The following is a 15808-nucleotide window of genomic DNA, read 5'->3' as shown; positions in this document are numbered from 1 at the left end:
GAAAGAACGGAAGCTTTCACTACCCTCTCTTCCTGTGTTTTCCTCGCATAGGGTGTTTTTCTCTGGCGCCCTCCCTCCTCTCCACCCCACCCCGCCGCCGTACGGCGGAAACGCTCCGCCGGTGAAGCGAGCCCGTGATCAACCGGCGAACCGGCCGGCGATCAGTCGGCCAATCCGCAGGCCGATCAGCCGGTGAACTCGATCGCGGCGAGGTTCTTCTTGCCCCGGCGCAGCACCAGCCAGCGCCCGTGCAGCAGCTCCTCGCGCGCGACCTCGGCGTCCTCGGCGGTCACCTTCGTGTTGTTCACGTAGGCCCCGCCCTCCTTCACCGTGCGCCGGGCGGCCGACTTGCTCGGCGCCAGGCCCACCTCGGTGAACAGGTCCACGACCTGGCCGAGCTCGGTCACGCGCGCGTGCGGCAGCTCCGAGAGCGCGGCGGCCAGCGTCGCCTCGTCCAGCTCCGCCAGCTCACCCTGGCCGAACAGCGCCTTCGAGGCGTTGATCACGGCCGCGCACTGGTCGGCGCCGTGCACCAGCGTCGTCAGCTCCTCGGCCAGCGCCCGCTGGGCCGCACGGGCCTGCGGACGCTCCTCGGTCTGCCGCTCCAGCTCCTCCAGCTCGGCGACGCTCCGGAAGGAGAGGATCCGCATGTAGGTGGAGATGTCCCGGTCGTCCACGTTCAGCCAGAACTGGTAGAACGCGTACGGCGTCGTCATCTCCGGGTCGAGCCAGACGGCCCCGCCCTCGGTCTTGCCGAACTTGGTGCCGTCCGCCTTCGTCATCAGCGGCGTGGCGATCACATGCGCGGAGGCGTGCGGCTCCAGCCGGTGGATCAGGTCGAGACCCGCGGTGAGGTTCCCCCACTGGTCGCTGCCACCGGTCTGCAGGACGCAGCCGTAGCGCCGGTACAGCTCCAGGAAGTCCATGCCCTGGAGCAGCTGGTAGCTGAACTCGGTGTAGCTGATACCGGCGTCGGAGTTCAGCCGCCGGGCGACCGAGTCCTTCGTCAGCATCTTGTTGACCCGGAAGTGCTTGCCGATGTCCCGCAGGAACTCGATCGCGGACATCCCCGCGGTCCAGTCCAGGTTGTTCACCATCACCGCGGCGTTCTCGCCCTCGAAGGACAGGAACGGCTCGATCTGCGAGCGCAGCCGGCCCACCCACTGCGCGATGGTCTCCGGGTCGTTCAGCGTGCGCTCGGCCGTGGGCCGCGGGTCACCGATCTGCCCCGTGGCCCCGCCCACCAGCGCCAGCGGCCGGTGTCCGGCCTGCTGGAGCCGGCGCATGGTGAGGACCTGCACCAGATGCCCGACGTGCAGACTCGCCGCGGTCGGGTCGAAGCCGCAATAGAACGTGACGGGACCGTCCGCGAGAGCCTTGCGCAAAGCGTCCTCGTCGGTGGAGAGGGCGAACAGCCCGCGCCACTTCAGCTCGTCGACGATGTCCGTCACGATCTTCGCTCTCCTCATGATGCGTAGAGGGAAAAGTTGTCCCGGTCAGTCTAGGCGGGTCACACGCCCTGGCTGACCGAGCTCATGTTGAAGTCGGGCACCCGCAGCGCCGGCATCGCGGCCCGGGTGAACCAGTCGCTCCACTCGCGCGGCAGCGTCTTCTCCGTACGGCCCGCCTCCGAGGCCCGCGACAGCAGGTCCACCGGCGACTCGTTGAACCGGAAGTTGTTCACCGCGCCGGTCACCTCGCCGTTCTCGACGAGATAGACACCGTCCCGGGTCAGCCCGGTCAGCAGCAGCGTCGCGGGGTCGACCTCGCGGATGTACCAGAGGCAGGTGAGCAGCAGGCCCCGCTCGGTCGCCGCGACCATCTCCTCCAGCGAGCGTTCCCCGCCGCCGTCCAGGATCAGGTTCCCGATCGCGGGCGCCACGGGCAGCCCGGTCAGTCCTGCGCTGTGCCGGGTGGTGGTCAGACGCTCCAGCTTGCCGCCTCGGACCCACTCGGTCGGCGCCAGCGGCAGACCGTTGTCGAAGACGGACGAGTCGTCGCCCGAGGAGTGCGCCACCACGAACGGCGCGCATTCGAGGCCCGGCTCGTCCGGGTCGCTGCGCAGGGTCAGCGGCAGCGGGGAGAGCGTCTCGCCGATCCGGGTGCCGCCGCCGGGCTTGGAGAAGACCGTACGGCCCTCCACCGCGTCCCGGCCCGCCGAGGACCACAGCTGGTAGATCAGCAGATCGGCCACGGCGGTCGGCGGCAGCAGCGTCTCGTAGCGGCCCGCGGGCAGCTCGACGCGGCGGCCCGCCCAGCCGAGCCGGGTCGCCAGCTCGGCGTCGAGCGCGGCCGGGTCCACGTCCTTGAAGTCACGCGTCGCGCGCCCCGCCCAGGCCGACAGGGACCGGTCGGGGGATTTGGCGTTCAGCTCCAGCGTTCCGTTGGGCTGGTCGTGGCGCAGCCGCAGCCCCGCCGACGTGCCTACGTACGTCGAGGTCAGCTCGTGGTTCGCGAAGCCGTACAGCTCACGGCCGCCGGCCCGGGCCCGGGCGAAGGCCTCGCCGAGGGCGGGGGCGAAGTCGGTGAAGACGGCGGAGGAGGTCTCAGCCGGCGCGTCCGTGAAGTCGTCCGCCGCCGGGACGCCCGCCACCAGCGGCTGCGCGTCCTCGGCGGGACCGGCGGCGCGGGCGGCCGCCTCGGCGGCCCGTACCAGCGGCTCCAGGTCGTCGGCGGTGACGGCCGATCGCGAGACGACACCGGATGCGGTGCCCTGGGCGCCGTCGACGGTGGCGACGACGGTGAGCGTACGGCCGCGGGTGACGCCGTTCGTGGTGAGCGCGTTGCCCGCCCAGCGCAGATTGGCGCTGGAGTGCTCGTCCGCGATGACGACACAGCCGTCGGCGGTGGACAGCTCCAGGGCGCGCTCGACGATCTCGTGCGGCTTGGTGGTACGAGAGGTCATCGACCCGCCTCCTGCGTGGTGTTCAAGATGTTGACGCCCCGGAACAGGGCCGACGGACAGCCGTGCGAGACCGCCGCGACCTGACCCGGCTGGGCCTTGCCGCAGTTGAAGGCGCCGCCCAGGACGTACGTCTGGGGGCCGCCGACCTTCTCCATCGAGCCCCAGAAGTCCGTCGTCGTCGCCTGGTAGGCGACGTCCCGCAGCTGCCCGGCGAGCTTTCCGTTCTCGATCCGGAAGAAACGCTGACCGGTGAACTGGAAGTTGTAGCGCTGCATGTCGATCGACCACGACCGGTCGCCGACCACGTAGATACCCCGCTCCACACCGCCGATCAGGTCCTCCGTGGAGAGCCCGCCCGGATCGGGCTGGAGCGAGACGTTCGCCATCCGCTGCACCGGCACGTGCCCGGGGGAGTCCGCGAACGCGCAGCCGTTGGACCGGCCGAGGCCCGTCAGCCGGGCGATCCGCCGGTCCAGCTGGTAGCCGACCAGCGTGCCGTCCTTGACCAGGTCCCAGCTCTGGGCCTGGACGCCCTCGTCGTCGTAGCCGATGGTGGCGAGGCCGTGCTCGGCGGTCCGGTCGCCGGTCACGTTCATGATCGGCGAGCCGTACGTCAACTTCCCGAGCTGGTCGAAGGTGGCGAACGAGGTCCCGGCGTACGCCGCCTCGTACCCCAGCGCCCGGTCGAGCTCGGTGGCGTGCCCGATCGACTCGTGGATCGTCAGCCACAGGTTCGACGGGTCGACCACCAGGTCGTACGTCCCCGCCCGCACGCTCGGCGCGCGCATCTTCTCCGCGAGCAGCTCGGGGATCTGCTCCAGCTCGGTGTCCCAGTCCCAGCCCGTACCGGTCAGGTACTCCCAGCCCCGGCCGACCGGCGGCGCGATCGTGCGCATCGAGTCGAACTCGCCGGTCGTCGCGTCGACGGCGACCGCGGTCAGCTGCGGATGGAGCCGGACCCGCTGCTGGGTGGTGACGGTGCCCGCCGTGTCCGCGTAGAACTTGTTCTCGTGGACGGTGAGCAGCGAGGCGTCCACGTGCGCCACGCCCTCGGCCCGCAGCAGCCGCTCGCTCCAGTCGGTGAGCAGGGCGCTCTTGTCCGCGTCGGGCACGTCGAACGGATCGATCTCGTACGAGGAGATCCACGTCTTCTCGGCGTGCACCGGCTCGTCCGCCAGCTCCACGCGCTCGTCGGACCCGGCGGCCGCGATCACCTGGGCGGAGAGCTTGGCCATCGCCACGGCCTGCCCGGCGACCCGCGCGGCGGCGTCCATGGTCAGATCGACCCCGGACGCGAACCCCCAGGCGCCGCCGTGCACCACCCGCACCGCGTAGCCGAGGTCCGTGGTGTCGGAGGAGCCCGACGGTTTGGCGTCGCGCAGCCGCCAGGACGCGCTGCGCACCCGCTCCAGGCGGAAGTCCGCATGCTCGGCGCCGAGCGCGCGGGCCCGCGCGAGCGCCGCGTCGGCGAGCGCCCGCAGCGGCAGCGCCGTGAAGGCCTGGTCGATGGAATGAGGCACGGATGTCTCCTGTCGTGTGAGACCGGTCGCCCTGATCATGTCTCGGCCGGGGCTCCGATAACCAGCTCTTTCCGTTGCCGTACCGCGCTCTTTCTGTAGGGATCCGACAGCGAGTCCATGACGCCACTGTCAGGGCCCGATTCTCCGGATGACGGATGGGACCGATAGGTTTTCGATGTACCAGACCGTTCATGGAAAGGGTGATCCGTTGAGCCGCTCGGTTCTCGTCACCGGAGGAAACCGGGGCATCGGCCTCGCCATCGCCCGCGCGTTCGCCGAGGCCGGCGACAAGGTCGCGATCACATACCGCTCCGGAGAGCCGCCGGCCGGCTTCCTGGCCGTCAAGTGCGACATCACGGACACCGAGCAGGTGGAGCAGGCCTACAAGGAGATCGAGGAGAAGCACGGTCCGGTGGAGGTGCTGGTGGCCAACGCCGGCGTCACCAAGGACCAGCTGCTCATGCGGATGTCCGAGGAGGACTTCTCCGCCGTACTCGACACCAACCTCACCGGCACCTTCCGGGTCGTCAAGCGCGCCAACCGCGGCATGCTGCGGGCCAAGAAGGGCCGTGTCGTCCTGATCTCCTCGGTCGTCGGGCTGCTCGGCTCCGCGGGCCAGGCGAACTACGCCGCCTCCAAGGCGGGCCTGGTCGGCTTCGCCCGCTCCCTCGCCCGTGAGCTGGGATCGCGCAACATCACGTTCAATGTCGTCGCGCCCGGTTTTGTCGACACCGACATGACCAAGGCGCTCACCGAGGAGCAGCGCACGAACATCGTGTCGCAGGTGCCGCTCGGCCGCTACGCGCAGCCCGAGGAGATCGCCGCCACGGTGAAGTTCCTCGCCTCCGACGACGCTTCGTACATCACTGGAGCCGTCATCCCGGTTGACGGCGGATTGGGCATGGGGCACTGAGACCTATGACAAACACTGGCGGAATTCTCGAAGGCAAGCGCATTCTGATCACCGGCGTGCTGATGGAGTCCTCCATCGCCTTCCACACCGCGAAGCTCGCCCAGGAGCAGGGCGCGGAGATCATCCTCACCGCCTGGCCCCGGCCGTCGCTGACCGAGCGCATCGCCAAGAAGCTCCCCAAGCCCGAGAACGTCACCGTCCTGGAGCTCGACGTCTCCAACGACGAGCACCTCGCCCGCCTGGAGGGCCAGGTCCGTGAGCACCTGGGCGACCGCCTGGACGGCATCGTCCACTCCATCGGTTTCGCCCCGCAGGACGCGCTCGGCGGCAACTTCCTCAACACGCCGTTCGAGTCGGTCGCCACGGCCATGCACGTCTCCGCCTTCTCGCTGAAGTCGCTGACGATGTCCCTGCTGCCGCTCATGAGCGAGGGCGGCTCCGTCGTCGGCCTCACCTTCGACGCGCAGTACGCCTGGCCGCAGTACGACTGGATGGGCCCGGCCAAGGCGGCGCTGGAGGCCACCAGCCGCTACATGGCCCGTGACCTGGGCAAGCAGAACATCCGCTGCAACCTGATCTCGGCCGGTCCGATCGGCTCCATGGCCGCGAAGTCCATCCCCGGCTTCCAGGAGCTGGCGAGCGTGTGGGACTCCCGCTCGCCGCTGGAGTGGAACCTCGCCGACCCGGAGCCGGCGGGCCGCGGTGTCGTCGCCCTGCTCTCGGACTGGTTCCCGAAGACCACGGGCGAGATCGTCCACGTCGACGGCGGTCTGCACGCCATCGGCGCCTGATCTTCCGCGTAAGTACGAGGGCCGTGCGGCCGTCCCCTGGACGGCGGCACGGCCCTTGTGCGCTCCGGGCTCCGGCCGTTCGAGTCGAAAAGTCCGGAAGGTCCCCGCAGACTGGTCGAAGCGTGTGATGTTCCTGGCCACTGAAGGGGAGGAGGTACGGGCGTGCACGCGATGCCCCGCAGGGCGGCCGTCCTCGCCTCGGCCCTCGCCCTTCTCACCGGTTTCACCGGCGCCGCGGAGGTGAGCGCGGCGGCCCCCGCCACCGCACCGGCGGCGGCCCCTCAAGCTCCGTCCCCGGACGAGTACGCCGCCTCCTGCATCACCACGGTCGAGGGCTCGCGGGTCACCGCCAGCTGCCACAACCCCTTCCCCCGCACCGACCGCGTCCGCCTGCACGTGGAGTGCGAGCGCTGGTGGGATGTCGACACCGACAGCGTGCCCGTCGACGTCGTCCCCGCCGATCACGTCCAGCTGACCCAGCGCTGCTGGAAAGAGGTCCGGGCGGCCTGGATCACGCACCTTCCGCAGCCGGGCTCCTGAGGCACATGAAGGGATAGCCGGCCGCCTCCGAGGCCGCCGCGTCCGCGTCCCCGTTCCGGATCGCCTCCACCAGGCGCCCGTGGTCCATGTGGTTCTCCGGCCGCAGCTCCTGGCCGACGTCGTCGCGCAGCCAGTCCCGCAGCAGATCCCCGAGGTCGGCGTAGAGCCCGGCCAGCACCTCGTTGTGCGAGGCGGCCACCACGGCCAGGTGGAAGCTGGCGTCGGCCGTCACAAAGTGCTCGGCGTCCCCCGTCTCCCAGGCCTCCTCACGCCGGGCCAGCAGGCTGTCCAGCTGCTTGAGGTCCCGCTCGGTGCGGCGCTGGGCGGCCAGCCGGGCGGCCGACGACTCCATGGTGGAGCGCAGCTCGGCGATGTGCCGGGGGTCGGCCCCGGCGAACCGCCGGTGCATCACCCCTGCCAGCTCGCTGGTGGCCAGGACGTAGGTGCCCGAGCCCTGCCGGATGTCCAGCAGGCCGTTGTGCGCCAGGGCGCGTACGGCCTCACGGACCGTGTTGCGGGCGACCCCAAGCTGTTCGACGAGCTCGGGCTCGGTGGGGATGCGGGAGCCGACCGGCCACTCGCCCGAAGTGATCTGGTTGCGCAGCTCGGCGATCACCTGATCGCTGAGTGCGGAACGCCGGGGAGAGGTGAGCGCCATGGTGCTCCTTCAGCGGGCGTGAACAGGGCGTGAACGGTACGGTTCAGGATTGGACAACCAATCATCCCATGATTCTATGATGACTCCATGCCCGACGAGATCCAGACCCTGAGCCCCGCCCACAAGGCGACGCCCACGGCGAGCACCGCCCGCACCACCAACGATTCTCCCGCGGTGACCCCCGCCGTATGGCTCACCCGGCTCGTCGTCGTCGGACTCGTCCTCGCGGCCCTCAACCTCCGCCCGGCCATCACCAGCCTCGGCGCCCTCCTCGAAGAGGTCCGCGACGGACTCCACATGAGCGGCAGCGTCGCCGGTGTCCTCACCTCCGTACCACCGCTCTGCTTCGCCGTCTTCGGCATCATGGCCCCCCGCCTCGCCCGCCGCTTCGGCCCCGCCGCGATCGTCTGCGCCGGCATGGCGGCCGTCTTCGCCGGCCTCGTGATCCGCCCGTTCGCCACCGGCACGGCCGGCTTCCTCGCCGCCAGCGCGCTCGCCCTCATGGGCATCGCCGTCAGCAACGTCCTGATGCCGGTCATCGTCAAGCGGTACTTCCCCGACCGCGTCGGCTCCATGACCGGGCTCTACTCCATGGCCCTGGCCCTCGGCACCTCCGTCGCGGCCGCCGCCACCGTCCCCATGACCGAGGCCCTCGGCGGCTCCTGGCGCACCGGCCTCGGGGTCTGGGCCATCCTCGCCGCCCTCGCCGTCCTGCCCTGGATCCCGCTGATCCGCGACCGCTCGGCCGCCGCGGCCCCCGCCGCCGGACCCGCCCGGCCCGACGCCCCGGCCCAGGACGCCCGCCCGCCGCGGATCACCCGCAGCCGCACGGCCTGGGCGCTCGGCTGCTTCTTCGGCCTCCAGGCCACCGGCGCCTACATCACCATGGGCTGGATGCCGCAGATCTTCCGCGACGCCGGGGTCTCCGCCTCCACCGCCGGAGTGCTGCTCGCCGTGACGATGGTGATGGGCGTCCCGCTCGCCTTCGTCATCCCCCGGCTCGCCACCCGGATGAAGAACCAGGGCCCCATCGCCGTCGCCCTGGCCCTGTGCGGACTGACCGGATACTCCGGCCTCTACCTCGCCCCCGCGGGCGGCGCCTGGGCCTGGGCCGTGCTCCTCGGCGTCTCCAACTGCGCCTTCCCGCTCGCCCTCACCATGATCGGCATGCGCTCGCGCACCGGCGCCGGCGTGGTCCGGCTCTCCGCCTTCGCCCAGAGCGTCGGCTATCTGATCTCCATCCCGGGCCCCCTCCTCGTCGGCGTCCTCTACCAGCACAGCGGCGGCTGGGGCCTGCCGCTCGCGCTGATGGCGGGCCTGATGCTGCCGCAGATGGTGGTCGGCACCCTCGCCGGACGGGACCGGACGATCGAGGACGAGTGCTGAGGTGCGAGACTGGCTCCATGCCTGTGCTCGACCCGAACCCCCAGAACGGCCAGAAGAAGCTCCTGCTCGTGCTCGGCGCGATGCTGGGCATCACCGTCCTCATCGCGATCATCGCCTCGATCGCCTCACCCTGACCCCCGCGGCGGCCCGCCGTGCCGCCGATGTCCCGACTGCCCCGGTACGGGGTGGGGCTGTCCCCCCATCCCCTAGGGGGCGCGTGTCAGGGTGAAGTGGGTGGGTCACCGGATGGGACCGGGGACCCAAGATCCGTACGTTGGAGTCATCGCACCCCGGCGGCTCACGGACACCCACGGAGGCGGCCATGTCGGCCCGTACGCACACCCGGCCCCAGCCCCTGCCCCGTGCCACCACCGGCGGCGTCGACACCCGGCTGCCGTGGTGGGCGCTGGCCCTCCCCATGGCCGCCTTCGCCGTCCTGCTCCTGCTGATGGCCGGCTCCGGCGAGGCGCACGCCGCGGGCGCCGACCCGGTCCTCGGCCGCTTCCTCGACCACCTCCAGCTGACCCTCTCCCGCTGACCCCCGGGACCGGCGCGCCCCCCGCACGCACACCCCCGCGCCCACGCGCTCACCCGTGCAGGGGAGCGCCTCAACACCCTGCGCCCGCCGGGCCGTTTCATGCGAAGCTGGGGTGCATGAGCGCCGATACACCCCGCAGGATCGTGCTCCTTCGGCATGCGAAGGCTGAGTGGAGCCAGGACTCCGACCATGAGCGACCGCTCGCCGACCGCGGCCGCCATGACGCCCCCGTCACCGGCCGACGGCTCGCCGACGCCGGTCTCACCTTCGACCTGGCCCTCTGCTCGACGGCGACCCGCACCCGCGAGACATGGAAGCTGGTCGTGCACGAGCTCCCGGAGCGGCCCCGGACGGTCTACGAGGAGCGGATGTACGAGGCCTCGATCGGCGAGCTGATCGCTCTGCTGAACGAGATCCCGGACGACGTCTCCGACCTTGTGCTGATCGGCCACAACCCCGGGATGCACGGGCTCGCCGACGCCCTCGCGGGGGAGGCCGAGGGCGACGTCCTGGCCCGGATGAACCGCAGCGGCTTCCCGACCTCCGCCTTCGCCACGCTCACCTTCAACGGCTCGTGGAAGAGCGTCGAGCTCGGGGTCGGCAAGCTGGTCGACTTCTGGGCACCGCACGCCTGATTCCCGTACGGGCCGACGCGCGGCCGCGACACGACCAGGGCCCGGACACCCCAGCGGTGTCCGGGCCTCACTCTGCCCCTACGCGCCTCGGCGGTGCTCAGGCCTGGACGGTGTCGTCGGCCGCCTCGACCTCTTCGCGGGTGATGCCCAGCAGGTAGAGGACGGTGTCCAGGAACGGCACGTTGACGGCCGTGTCCGCGGCCCGGCGGACCACCGGCTTGGCGTTGAAGGCCACACCGAGACCCGCCGCGTTCAGCATGTCCAGGTCGTTGGCGCCGTCGCCGATCGCGACTGTCTGCGACAGCGGCACCCCGGCCTCGGCGGCGAAGCGGCGCAGCAGCCGGGCCTTGCCGGCCCGGTCCACGATCTCCCCGGTGACCCGGCCGGTCAGCTTGCCGTCCACGATCTCCAGCGTGTTGGCGGAGGCGAAGTCCAGCCCGAGGCGCTCCTGCAGGTCATCGGTGACCTGGGTGAATCCGCCCGAGACGACACCGACCTGGTAGCCGAGCCGCTTGAGCGTACGGATCAGGGTGCGGGCGCCGGGCGTGAGCCGTACCTCGGAGCGGACCTTGTCCACCACCGACGCGTCGAGCCCTTCGAGCAGCGCCACACGCGCGTGCAGGGACTGCTCGAAGTCCAGCTCCCCGCGCATCGCGGCGGCCGTCACCTCGGCCACCTTGTCCTCACAGCCGGCGTGCGCCGCGAACAGCTCGATGACCTCGTCCTGGATCAGCGTCGAGTCCACGTCCATCACCACCAGCCGCTGCGCCCGCCGGTGCAGCCCCGCCGACACCACGGCCACATCGACCCCGATCCCGGCGGCCTCGGTGACCAGCGCGGTGCGCAGCGGCCCGGTCTCCGCCCCGGACACCGCGAACTCGACGGCGGTCACGGGGTACTTCGCGAGCCGGAAGATACGGTCGATGTTGCCGCCGGCCGCGGTGATGGTGGCCGCTATGGCCGCTGTGGACTCCGCGGTCAGCGGGTGCCCCAGCACCGTGACGTGGGAGCGGCCGCTGCCGCGCGGACGGTTGTCGCCGGTGCCGGAGATGATCTCGGCCTGCAGCTTCATCGACTCGGCCCAGCTGTGCACGGTGGCCCGCAGCTCGCCCTCGGAGCTCACGGTCGGCTCCGAGACGAGCGCGCACAGGACGATGCGGCCCCGGGTGACGACCTGCTCGATGTCGACCACGTCGACCGAGTAGGCGGCGAGGGTGTCGAAGAGACCGGCGGTGATCCCGGGACGGTCCTTCCCGAAGATCTTGACGAGAAGCGTGGGAACGTCTGAGGTCTGCGATGCGCTCATGGTGTTCCCACCGTATCGGGCACTGCGTGCCACCAGACCCCCCGTCCCGCGTACCGGACACCTGTACGGCGCCCGCCGCCGCCGGACCCGGCCCGTCGCGCGGCCCGTCACCGGAATCCGCGCGGCGTCCCCGGGGGTGGTGGGCCCGTGGGCGGCTCCTCAGGTGAGTCCGGAGGCCTGGACCGTCGTCGGCCCTCGCCGCCCACCGGGCCCGGTGGCCGTGGAGGGCGCAAGGGTCGCAGGGGCCCCGCCACCGTCTCCGCCCCGTGCAGCCCGCCCGCCGGGCCAGGGCCGGGCGGCGGGTCCAGATACGGGTTGCGCTCACCCGCGGGCCGGTACGGCTCCGTAAGGCGGTACGGCCCCGCCACGGGCGCCACCAGGTCGCCCACCGGCCGGGGAACCGGCGGCAGCACCGCCCGGGCCCCGGCCGCCCCCGCCGCATACGTGAGCAGCGCTCCGGCAGCCCCCGCACCCGCCCCCCACACCGCGCCGAGCAGCAGCGCCACCCCCAGGTCGCCGCGCAGCTCGATCCCCGCCTCGAACGCGTCGACACCGAGCACCGAGAGCGACGCCCCCGCCGACACCCCCGACACCGCCACGATCAGCGGCAGGGCCACCGCCGTCACTCCACCGAGCCGGACCGCGCACCGCCCGGCGAACGCCGCCGGGCCCAGCCCCGCGCGAGGCGTACGGACCGCCGCGAGCACGCCCGCGCAGAGCATCATCAGCGCGACGGCCACCGGCAGCAGCCACACCCCGCGGTCCAGCTCGGCGAGCCGGGCGAGGGTGACGCCTTCGTCGGTGGAGACCCGGAGCAGCTCGTCCACCGGATCGGGCAGGACGGCGGCCAGGTCGCCCGAGGCCCGCCCCCGCCAGGGCACGAAGAGCCCGAGCGGCACCCCGAGCCCCACCCCGTTCGGCGCGCCGAGCAGCGCCACCCCGGCGATCCGGCCCGGGGAGGCGTCGGTGGCGGCCGCGTAGCCCGCGGCGGCGTACCCGGCGGCCACCGCCACCAGCACCACCGTCACCAGCGCCGACACCGCGGGCCGGACGATCCGGTGGACCGCGTCAAAGGCCCGCCCCGGCGGCAGCGGCGCCCGGCGCGACGCGAGCAGCGCGAGGGCCACCACCACGAGCACCCAGACCAGCGCACCCACCAGCGACAGGCCCGGCTCCACCGCGAACCCCACCGACGCCTTCGCCTCCACCAGATCCCCGAGCCGGTCCGGGAGCAGCCCCCCGACGTCCCCGAGCCCCGGCACCTCCAGACCCTCCCCGCCGGGCAGGTCGAGCCCGAGCGCCGCCCCGTCGAAGGTGACGACATCGTGCCCCGCCCAGGCGAGCCCGCTCACGACGGCGAGGAAGAGTGCCACCAACGCGCCGACGCGCGCCGTGAGTTCCGCCCCCGTGACGTACCACCCCGCCCCCCGCAACGAGCGCAGGAAGAAGTACGCCAGGAGCAGTGCCCCCACGACGGCGACCCCGAGTGGAGTGATCTCGACGGCCGTCTCGGCCGCCGCGCCTTCCAGCCCGAAGGCGGACACATCGCCCGACGGCGTGACCGAACCGCCCACCGCCAGCACCACCACGGCCGCCGTCATCGGTCCCAGCCCGCCCGCCGTATCGGCCCCGACGAGCCGCAGCGCGAGCGCCGCGACGCCGCCCATCCCCACCAGTGCCCAGCTCACCGCCGCGATCGAGGCCAGGATCACATCACCCCACGGGACTCGCGCGTTCCCGGCGTTCCCCTCCATCAGGACCCCCCGATCCGTACAGAGTTGTCCCATGTTGCGGCGGTCGCTCATGATCCGTACGCACTGATGGGCTCTTACCACTCTCCGGGCGTATTTCTGCCCCGTCAACGGGCCCTCCGCGCAGGGCTTCTGACGCTGCCCGCACACGCCTCTGCGGGGTCTTCACACCGCCCGACTTTCGGTTTCCGGACCGGGCCTGAAATAGTTCCCCACGATGTTCGCCATCCCTAGACTCCCTGCGACGGGGGTAACTCGGGGGACAAGTAGTGGGGCATGGAGTGCCAGAACTCGTACTGGAATTGAACGGAAGGACCTGGACTCTCGATCCGTCCAGGTCATACACCCTCGGACGTGATCCGCAGGGCGACCTGGTGATCGAGGACGCCAGGGTTTCGTGGCGACACGCCACCATCAGCTGGGGCGGCCGCAGTTGGGTCATCGAGGACCACGGCTCCACCAACGGCACGTTCGTCCAGGGCCAGCGGATCCACCAGATGGAGATCGGCCCCGGCTCCGCCGTGCACCTCGGCAACGCCACCGACGGGCCGCGGCTGAATCTCGCCGGCGCGCCCGCGGGCGCCTACGCCGCCCCGCAGGGCCAGGCCCAGCAGGCCCCGGTCCAGCAGCAGCCGCAGCAGCAGGGCTGGCAGCAGCCCGCCCCGCACCAGGCCGCGCAGCCGCACGCCGCACAGCCCCAGCAGGGCTGGCAGCAGAAGCCGCAGGCCCACGTTCCGCACCAGCAGCAGGGGCCGGCCGGGCAGCCCGGCCCGACCCCGGGCGCCGGCGGTGTCGCGGGGGCCCCGCCGGTCTACGGCGACCGCAGCCCCACGACCTTCCACCAGCTGGCCCTCGGCCGGGTCATGCGCATCGGTCGTGCGCTGGAGAACGAGCTGGTCGTCTCCGACCTCCAGGTCTCGCGCCACCACGCCGAGTTCCACGCGACGCCGGACGGCCGCTTCGAGATCCGCGACCTCGGCTCGCACAACGGCACGTACGTCAACGGTCAGCCGATCGCCAAGGGCGGCTCCGTCCTCATCGGCCCGAACGACATCGTCGGCGTCGGCCACTCGACCTTCCGGATCGTCGGCGGCCAGCTCGAGGAGTTCGTCGACACCGGCGAGGTCTCCTTCTCGGCCCGCCACCTCACCGTCACCGTCGACGGCGGCAAGCAGATCCTCAAGGACGTCTCCTTCGGCGTCCCGGAGAAGTCGCTGATCGGCGTCATCGGCCCGTCCGGCTCCGGCAAGTCCACCCTCCTCAAGGCGCTCACCGGCTACCGGCCCGCCGACCAGGGTGACGTCCTCTACGACAACCGAAGCCTCTACAAGCAGTTCGCCGAGCTGCGCCAGCGCATCGGTCTGGTCCCGCAGGACGACATCCTGCACAAGGAGCTGACCGTCCAGAAGGCGCTGCGGTACGCCGCCAAGCTCCGCTTCCCCGGCGACACCGCACCCGCCGAGCGTGAGGCCCGGATCGACGAGGTGCTGCGCGAGCTGAAGCTCGACATCCACCGCGAGAAGAAGGTCACCTCCCTCTCCGGCGGCCAGCGCAAGCGCGTCTCGGTCGCCCTGGAGCTGCTCACCAAGCCGTCGCTGATCTTCCTGGACGAGCCCACCTCGGGCCTCGACCCGGGCATGGACCGCGATGTCATGCAGCTGCTGCGCGGCCTCGCCGACGACGGCCGTACGGTCCTCGTGGTGACGCACTCGGTGGCCGAGCTGGGCCTGTGCGACAAGCTCCTGGTCATGGCGCCCGGCGGTTCGGTGGCGTACTTCGGTCCCCCGGAGGAGGCGCTCAACTTCTTCGGCTACAGCACCTGGGCCGATGTCTTCTCCGCCTTCGAGAACTACCGCGACTACGACTGGGCCGGCCGCTGGAAGGGCTCGCAGCACTACCAGATGTACGCCGCGGACATCGACGCCGTCGCGGCGCAGCCGGTGCAGATGCCGCAGCAGGCGATGGCCCGCCCGCCCAAGCCGCAGGGCTGGGGCTCCCAGCTCTGGACCCTGATCCGCCGCTACACCTCGGTCATCGCGTCCGACAAGGGCTTCATGGGTCTGATGGTGATCCTGCCGGCCGTCCTCGGACTGGTCTCGGTGGTCATCCCCGCCGACTTCGGCCTCGGCAAGCCGACGCCGCCCTCCCGCTTCAACGGCGACGCCGGCACGATCATGCTGATCCTCGCGGTCGGCATGTGCTTCTCGGGCGCCGCGAACTCCGTACGAGAGCTGATCAAGGAACGGGTCATCTACGAACGGGAGCGGGCCACCGGCCTGTCCCGCTCGGCGTACCTGATGTCCAAGGTGATCGTCCTCGGTGTCATCACGGCCATCCAGGGCGTGATCATCTGCGCGATCGGCTTCGCCACCCGCGACCTGCCCGCCGAGGGCCTGATCATGCCGCCGGCCGTCGAGCTGTGCGTGGTGATCATCGCGCTGGGCTTCACCTCGATGATGTTCGGCCTGGTCATCTCCTCGCTGGTGAAGACCGCCGAGAAGACCATGCCGCTGCTCGTCATGTTCGCGATCGTCCAGGTCGTCTTCACCGGCATCCTCTTCCAGGTCTACGGATCGCCAGGCCTGGAGCAGTTCGCCTGGCTGATGCCGTCCCGCTGGGCCATCGCCGGCGCGGGTTCCACCCTGGACCTCGCCCACCTCATGCCGCCGTGGGACCCGAAGGACCCGACCAACCTCGACCCGCTGTGGGAGCACTCGGCCGGACAGTGGGGGATCAACGTGTCGATCCTGCTGCTGATCGGTATCGCCTGCGGCTTCGCGGTGGCGCGTCTGCTGCGCCGCCACGAGCCCGAGGTCATGCGCAAGTGACGCGGTAGCGCGTACGACGCCGAAGGGCGGCACCCCG

14 protein-coding genes are annotated in these 15808 nt (G+C 71.4%); 8 read left to right on the top strand and 6 right to left on the bottom strand.

The features are described from left to right. Window positions 1-185: 185 nt before the first annotated feature. From tyrS to ACZ7LT_RS00135, 3 genes are read right to left on the bottom strand one after another with little or no spacing between them, the layout of a single operon-like run. Entirely contained in the window at window positions 186-1451 is a 1266-nt protein-coding gene (gene tyrS / locus ACZ7LT_RS00145) for a tyrosine--tRNA ligase (RefSeq protein ID WP_471232360.1), read from the bottom strand. Window positions 1452-1510: 59 nt separating this feature from the next. Further along, complete coding sequence (locus tag ACZ7LT_RS00140) at window positions 1511-2905, bottom strand: metallopeptidase TldD-related protein (protein ID WP_471232358.1); 1395 nt, start codon at window positions 2903-2905, stop codon at window positions 1511-1513. Further along, entirely contained in the window at window positions 2902-4425 is a 1524-nt protein-coding gene (locus tag ACZ7LT_RS00135; protein WP_471232356.1) for a TldD/PmbA family protein, read from the bottom strand. Before ACZ7LT_RS00135 ends, ACZ7LT_RS00140 begins: the two co-directional genes overlap by 4 nt. Window positions 4426-4633: 208 nt before the next feature. On the opposite strand from ACZ7LT_RS00135, the gene fabG reads away from it, so the two are divergent. The 3 genes from fabG (at window position 4634) to ACZ7LT_RS00120 (ending at window position 6669) form a co-directional block, all read left to right on the top strand. Then, a complete protein-coding gene (gene fabG, locus ACZ7LT_RS00130) occupies window positions 4634-5338 on the top strand; it encodes a 3-oxoacyl-[acyl-carrier-protein] reductase (protein ID WP_471232355.1) in 705 nt (234 codons plus the stop codon). 5 nt (window positions 5339-5343) lie between these two features. Then, complete coding sequence (gene fabI, locus ACZ7LT_RS00125) at window positions 5344-6129, top strand: enoyl-ACP reductase FabI (RefSeq protein ID WP_471232353.1); 786 nt, start codon at window positions 5344-5346, stop codon at window positions 6127-6129. Window positions 6130-6291: 162 nt separating this feature from the next. Next, a complete protein-coding gene (locus ACZ7LT_RS00120; RefSeq protein WP_471232352.1) occupies window positions 6292-6669 on the top strand; it encodes a hypothetical protein in 378 nt (125 codons plus the stop codon). Here the strand turns inward: ACZ7LT_RS00120 and ACZ7LT_RS00115 are convergent. Next, a complete protein-coding gene (locus ACZ7LT_RS00115; RefSeq protein ID WP_471232350.1) occupies window positions 6641-7327 on the bottom strand; it encodes a FadR/GntR family transcriptional regulator in 687 nt (228 codons plus the stop codon). The genes ACZ7LT_RS00120 and ACZ7LT_RS00115 overlap by 29 nt on opposite strands. Before the next feature lie 87 nt (window positions 7328-7414). Here ACZ7LT_RS00115 and ACZ7LT_RS00110 point away from each other — a divergent pair, with 87 nt between their 5' ends. The 4 genes from ACZ7LT_RS00110 (at window position 7415) to ACZ7LT_RS00095 (ending at window position 9886) form a co-directional block, all read left to right on the top strand. Further along, on the top strand, window positions 7415-8713 hold the full coding sequence (locus tag ACZ7LT_RS00110; protein WP_471232348.1) for a CynX/NimT family MFS transporter: 1299 nt from the start codon (window positions 7415-7417) through the stop codon (window positions 8711-8713). A 17-nt stretch (window positions 8714-8730) separates the two neighbouring features. Then, on the top strand, window positions 8731-8847 hold the full coding sequence (locus ACZ7LT_RS00105) for an SGM_5486 family transporter-associated protein (RefSeq protein WP_471232346.1): 117 nt from the start codon (window positions 8731-8733) through the stop codon (window positions 8845-8847). Between the two features lie 188 nt (window positions 8848-9035). Beyond that, window positions 9036-9251: a hypothetical protein gene (locus ACZ7LT_RS00100; RefSeq protein ID WP_471232345.1), complete on the top strand. Its 216-nt coding sequence runs from the start codon at window positions 9036-9038 to the stop codon at window positions 9249-9251. Window positions 9252-9367: 116 nt separating this feature from the next. Continuing rightward, window positions 9368-9886: a SixA phosphatase family protein gene (locus tag ACZ7LT_RS00095; RefSeq protein ID WP_471232343.1), complete on the top strand. Its 519-nt coding sequence runs from the start codon at window positions 9368-9370 to the stop codon at window positions 9884-9886. Window positions 9887-9983: 97 nt separating this feature from the next. Here ACZ7LT_RS00095 and serB read toward each other — a convergent pair whose 3' ends face one another. Both serB and ACZ7LT_RS00085 read right to left on the bottom strand, forming a co-directional pair. Beyond that, entirely contained in the window at window positions 9984-11192 is a 1209-nt protein-coding gene (gene serB / locus ACZ7LT_RS00090; protein ID WP_471232342.1) for a phosphoserine phosphatase SerB, read from the bottom strand. A 107-nt stretch (window positions 11193-11299) separates the two neighbouring features. Next, window positions 11300-12946 carry a streptophobe family protein gene (locus tag ACZ7LT_RS00085; RefSeq protein ID WP_471232340.1) on the bottom strand — a complete coding sequence of 549 codons (1647 nt, stop codon included), beginning with the start codon at window positions 12944-12946 and terminating at the stop codon, window positions 11300-11302. 266 nt (window positions 12947-13212) lie between these two features. On the opposite strand from ACZ7LT_RS00085, the gene ACZ7LT_RS00080 reads away from it, so the two are divergent. After that, a complete protein-coding gene (locus ACZ7LT_RS00080) occupies window positions 13213-15771 on the top strand; it encodes an FHA domain-containing protein (RefSeq protein ID WP_471232339.1) in 2559 nt (852 codons plus the stop codon). Window positions 15772-15808: the final 37 nt, after the last annotated feature.

The sequence above is a fragment of the Streptomyces sp. NPDC039465 genome, from assembly GCF_055639315.1.
This window is presented reverse-complemented; position numbering and strand designations above follow the sequence as displayed.

What these genes read in the sequence shown, in the direction of transcription:
- ACZ7LT_RS00110 (WP_471232348.1), top strand. Translation starts at nt 7,415, where the DNA reads ATGCCCGACGAGATCCAGACCCTGAGCCCCGCCCACAAGGCGACGCCC.
- ACZ7LT_RS00105 (WP_471232346.1), top strand. Translation starts at nt 8,731, where the DNA reads ATGCCTGTGCTCGACCCGAACCCCCAGAACGGCCAGAAGAAGCTCCTG.
- ACZ7LT_RS00085 (WP_471232340.1), bottom strand. Translation starts at nt 12,946, where the DNA reads ATGGAGGGGAACGCCGGGAACGCGCGAGTCCCGTGGGGTGATGTGATC.
- ACZ7LT_RS00095 (WP_471232343.1), top strand. Translation starts at nt 9,368, where the DNA reads ATGAGCGCCGATACACCCCGCAGGATCGTGCTCCTTCGGCATGCGAAG.
- serB (WP_471232342.1), bottom strand. Translation starts at nt 11,192, where the DNA reads ATGAGCGCATCGCAGACCTCAGACGTTCCCACGCTTCTCGTCAAGATC.
- ACZ7LT_RS00140 (WP_471232358.1), bottom strand. Translation starts at nt 2,905, where the DNA reads ATGACCTCTCGTACCACCAAGCCGCACGAGATCGTCGAGCGCGCCCTG.
- ACZ7LT_RS00115 (WP_471232350.1), bottom strand. Translation starts at nt 7,327, where the DNA reads ATGGCGCTCACCTCTCCCCGGCGTTCCGCACTCAGCGATCAGGTGATC.
- ACZ7LT_RS00100 (WP_471232345.1), top strand. Translation starts at nt 9,036, where the DNA reads ATGTCGGCCCGTACGCACACCCGGCCCCAGCCCCTGCCCCGTGCCACC.
- fabI (WP_471232353.1), top strand. Translation starts at nt 5,344, where the DNA reads ATGACAAACACTGGCGGAATTCTCGAAGGCAAGCGCATTCTGATCACC.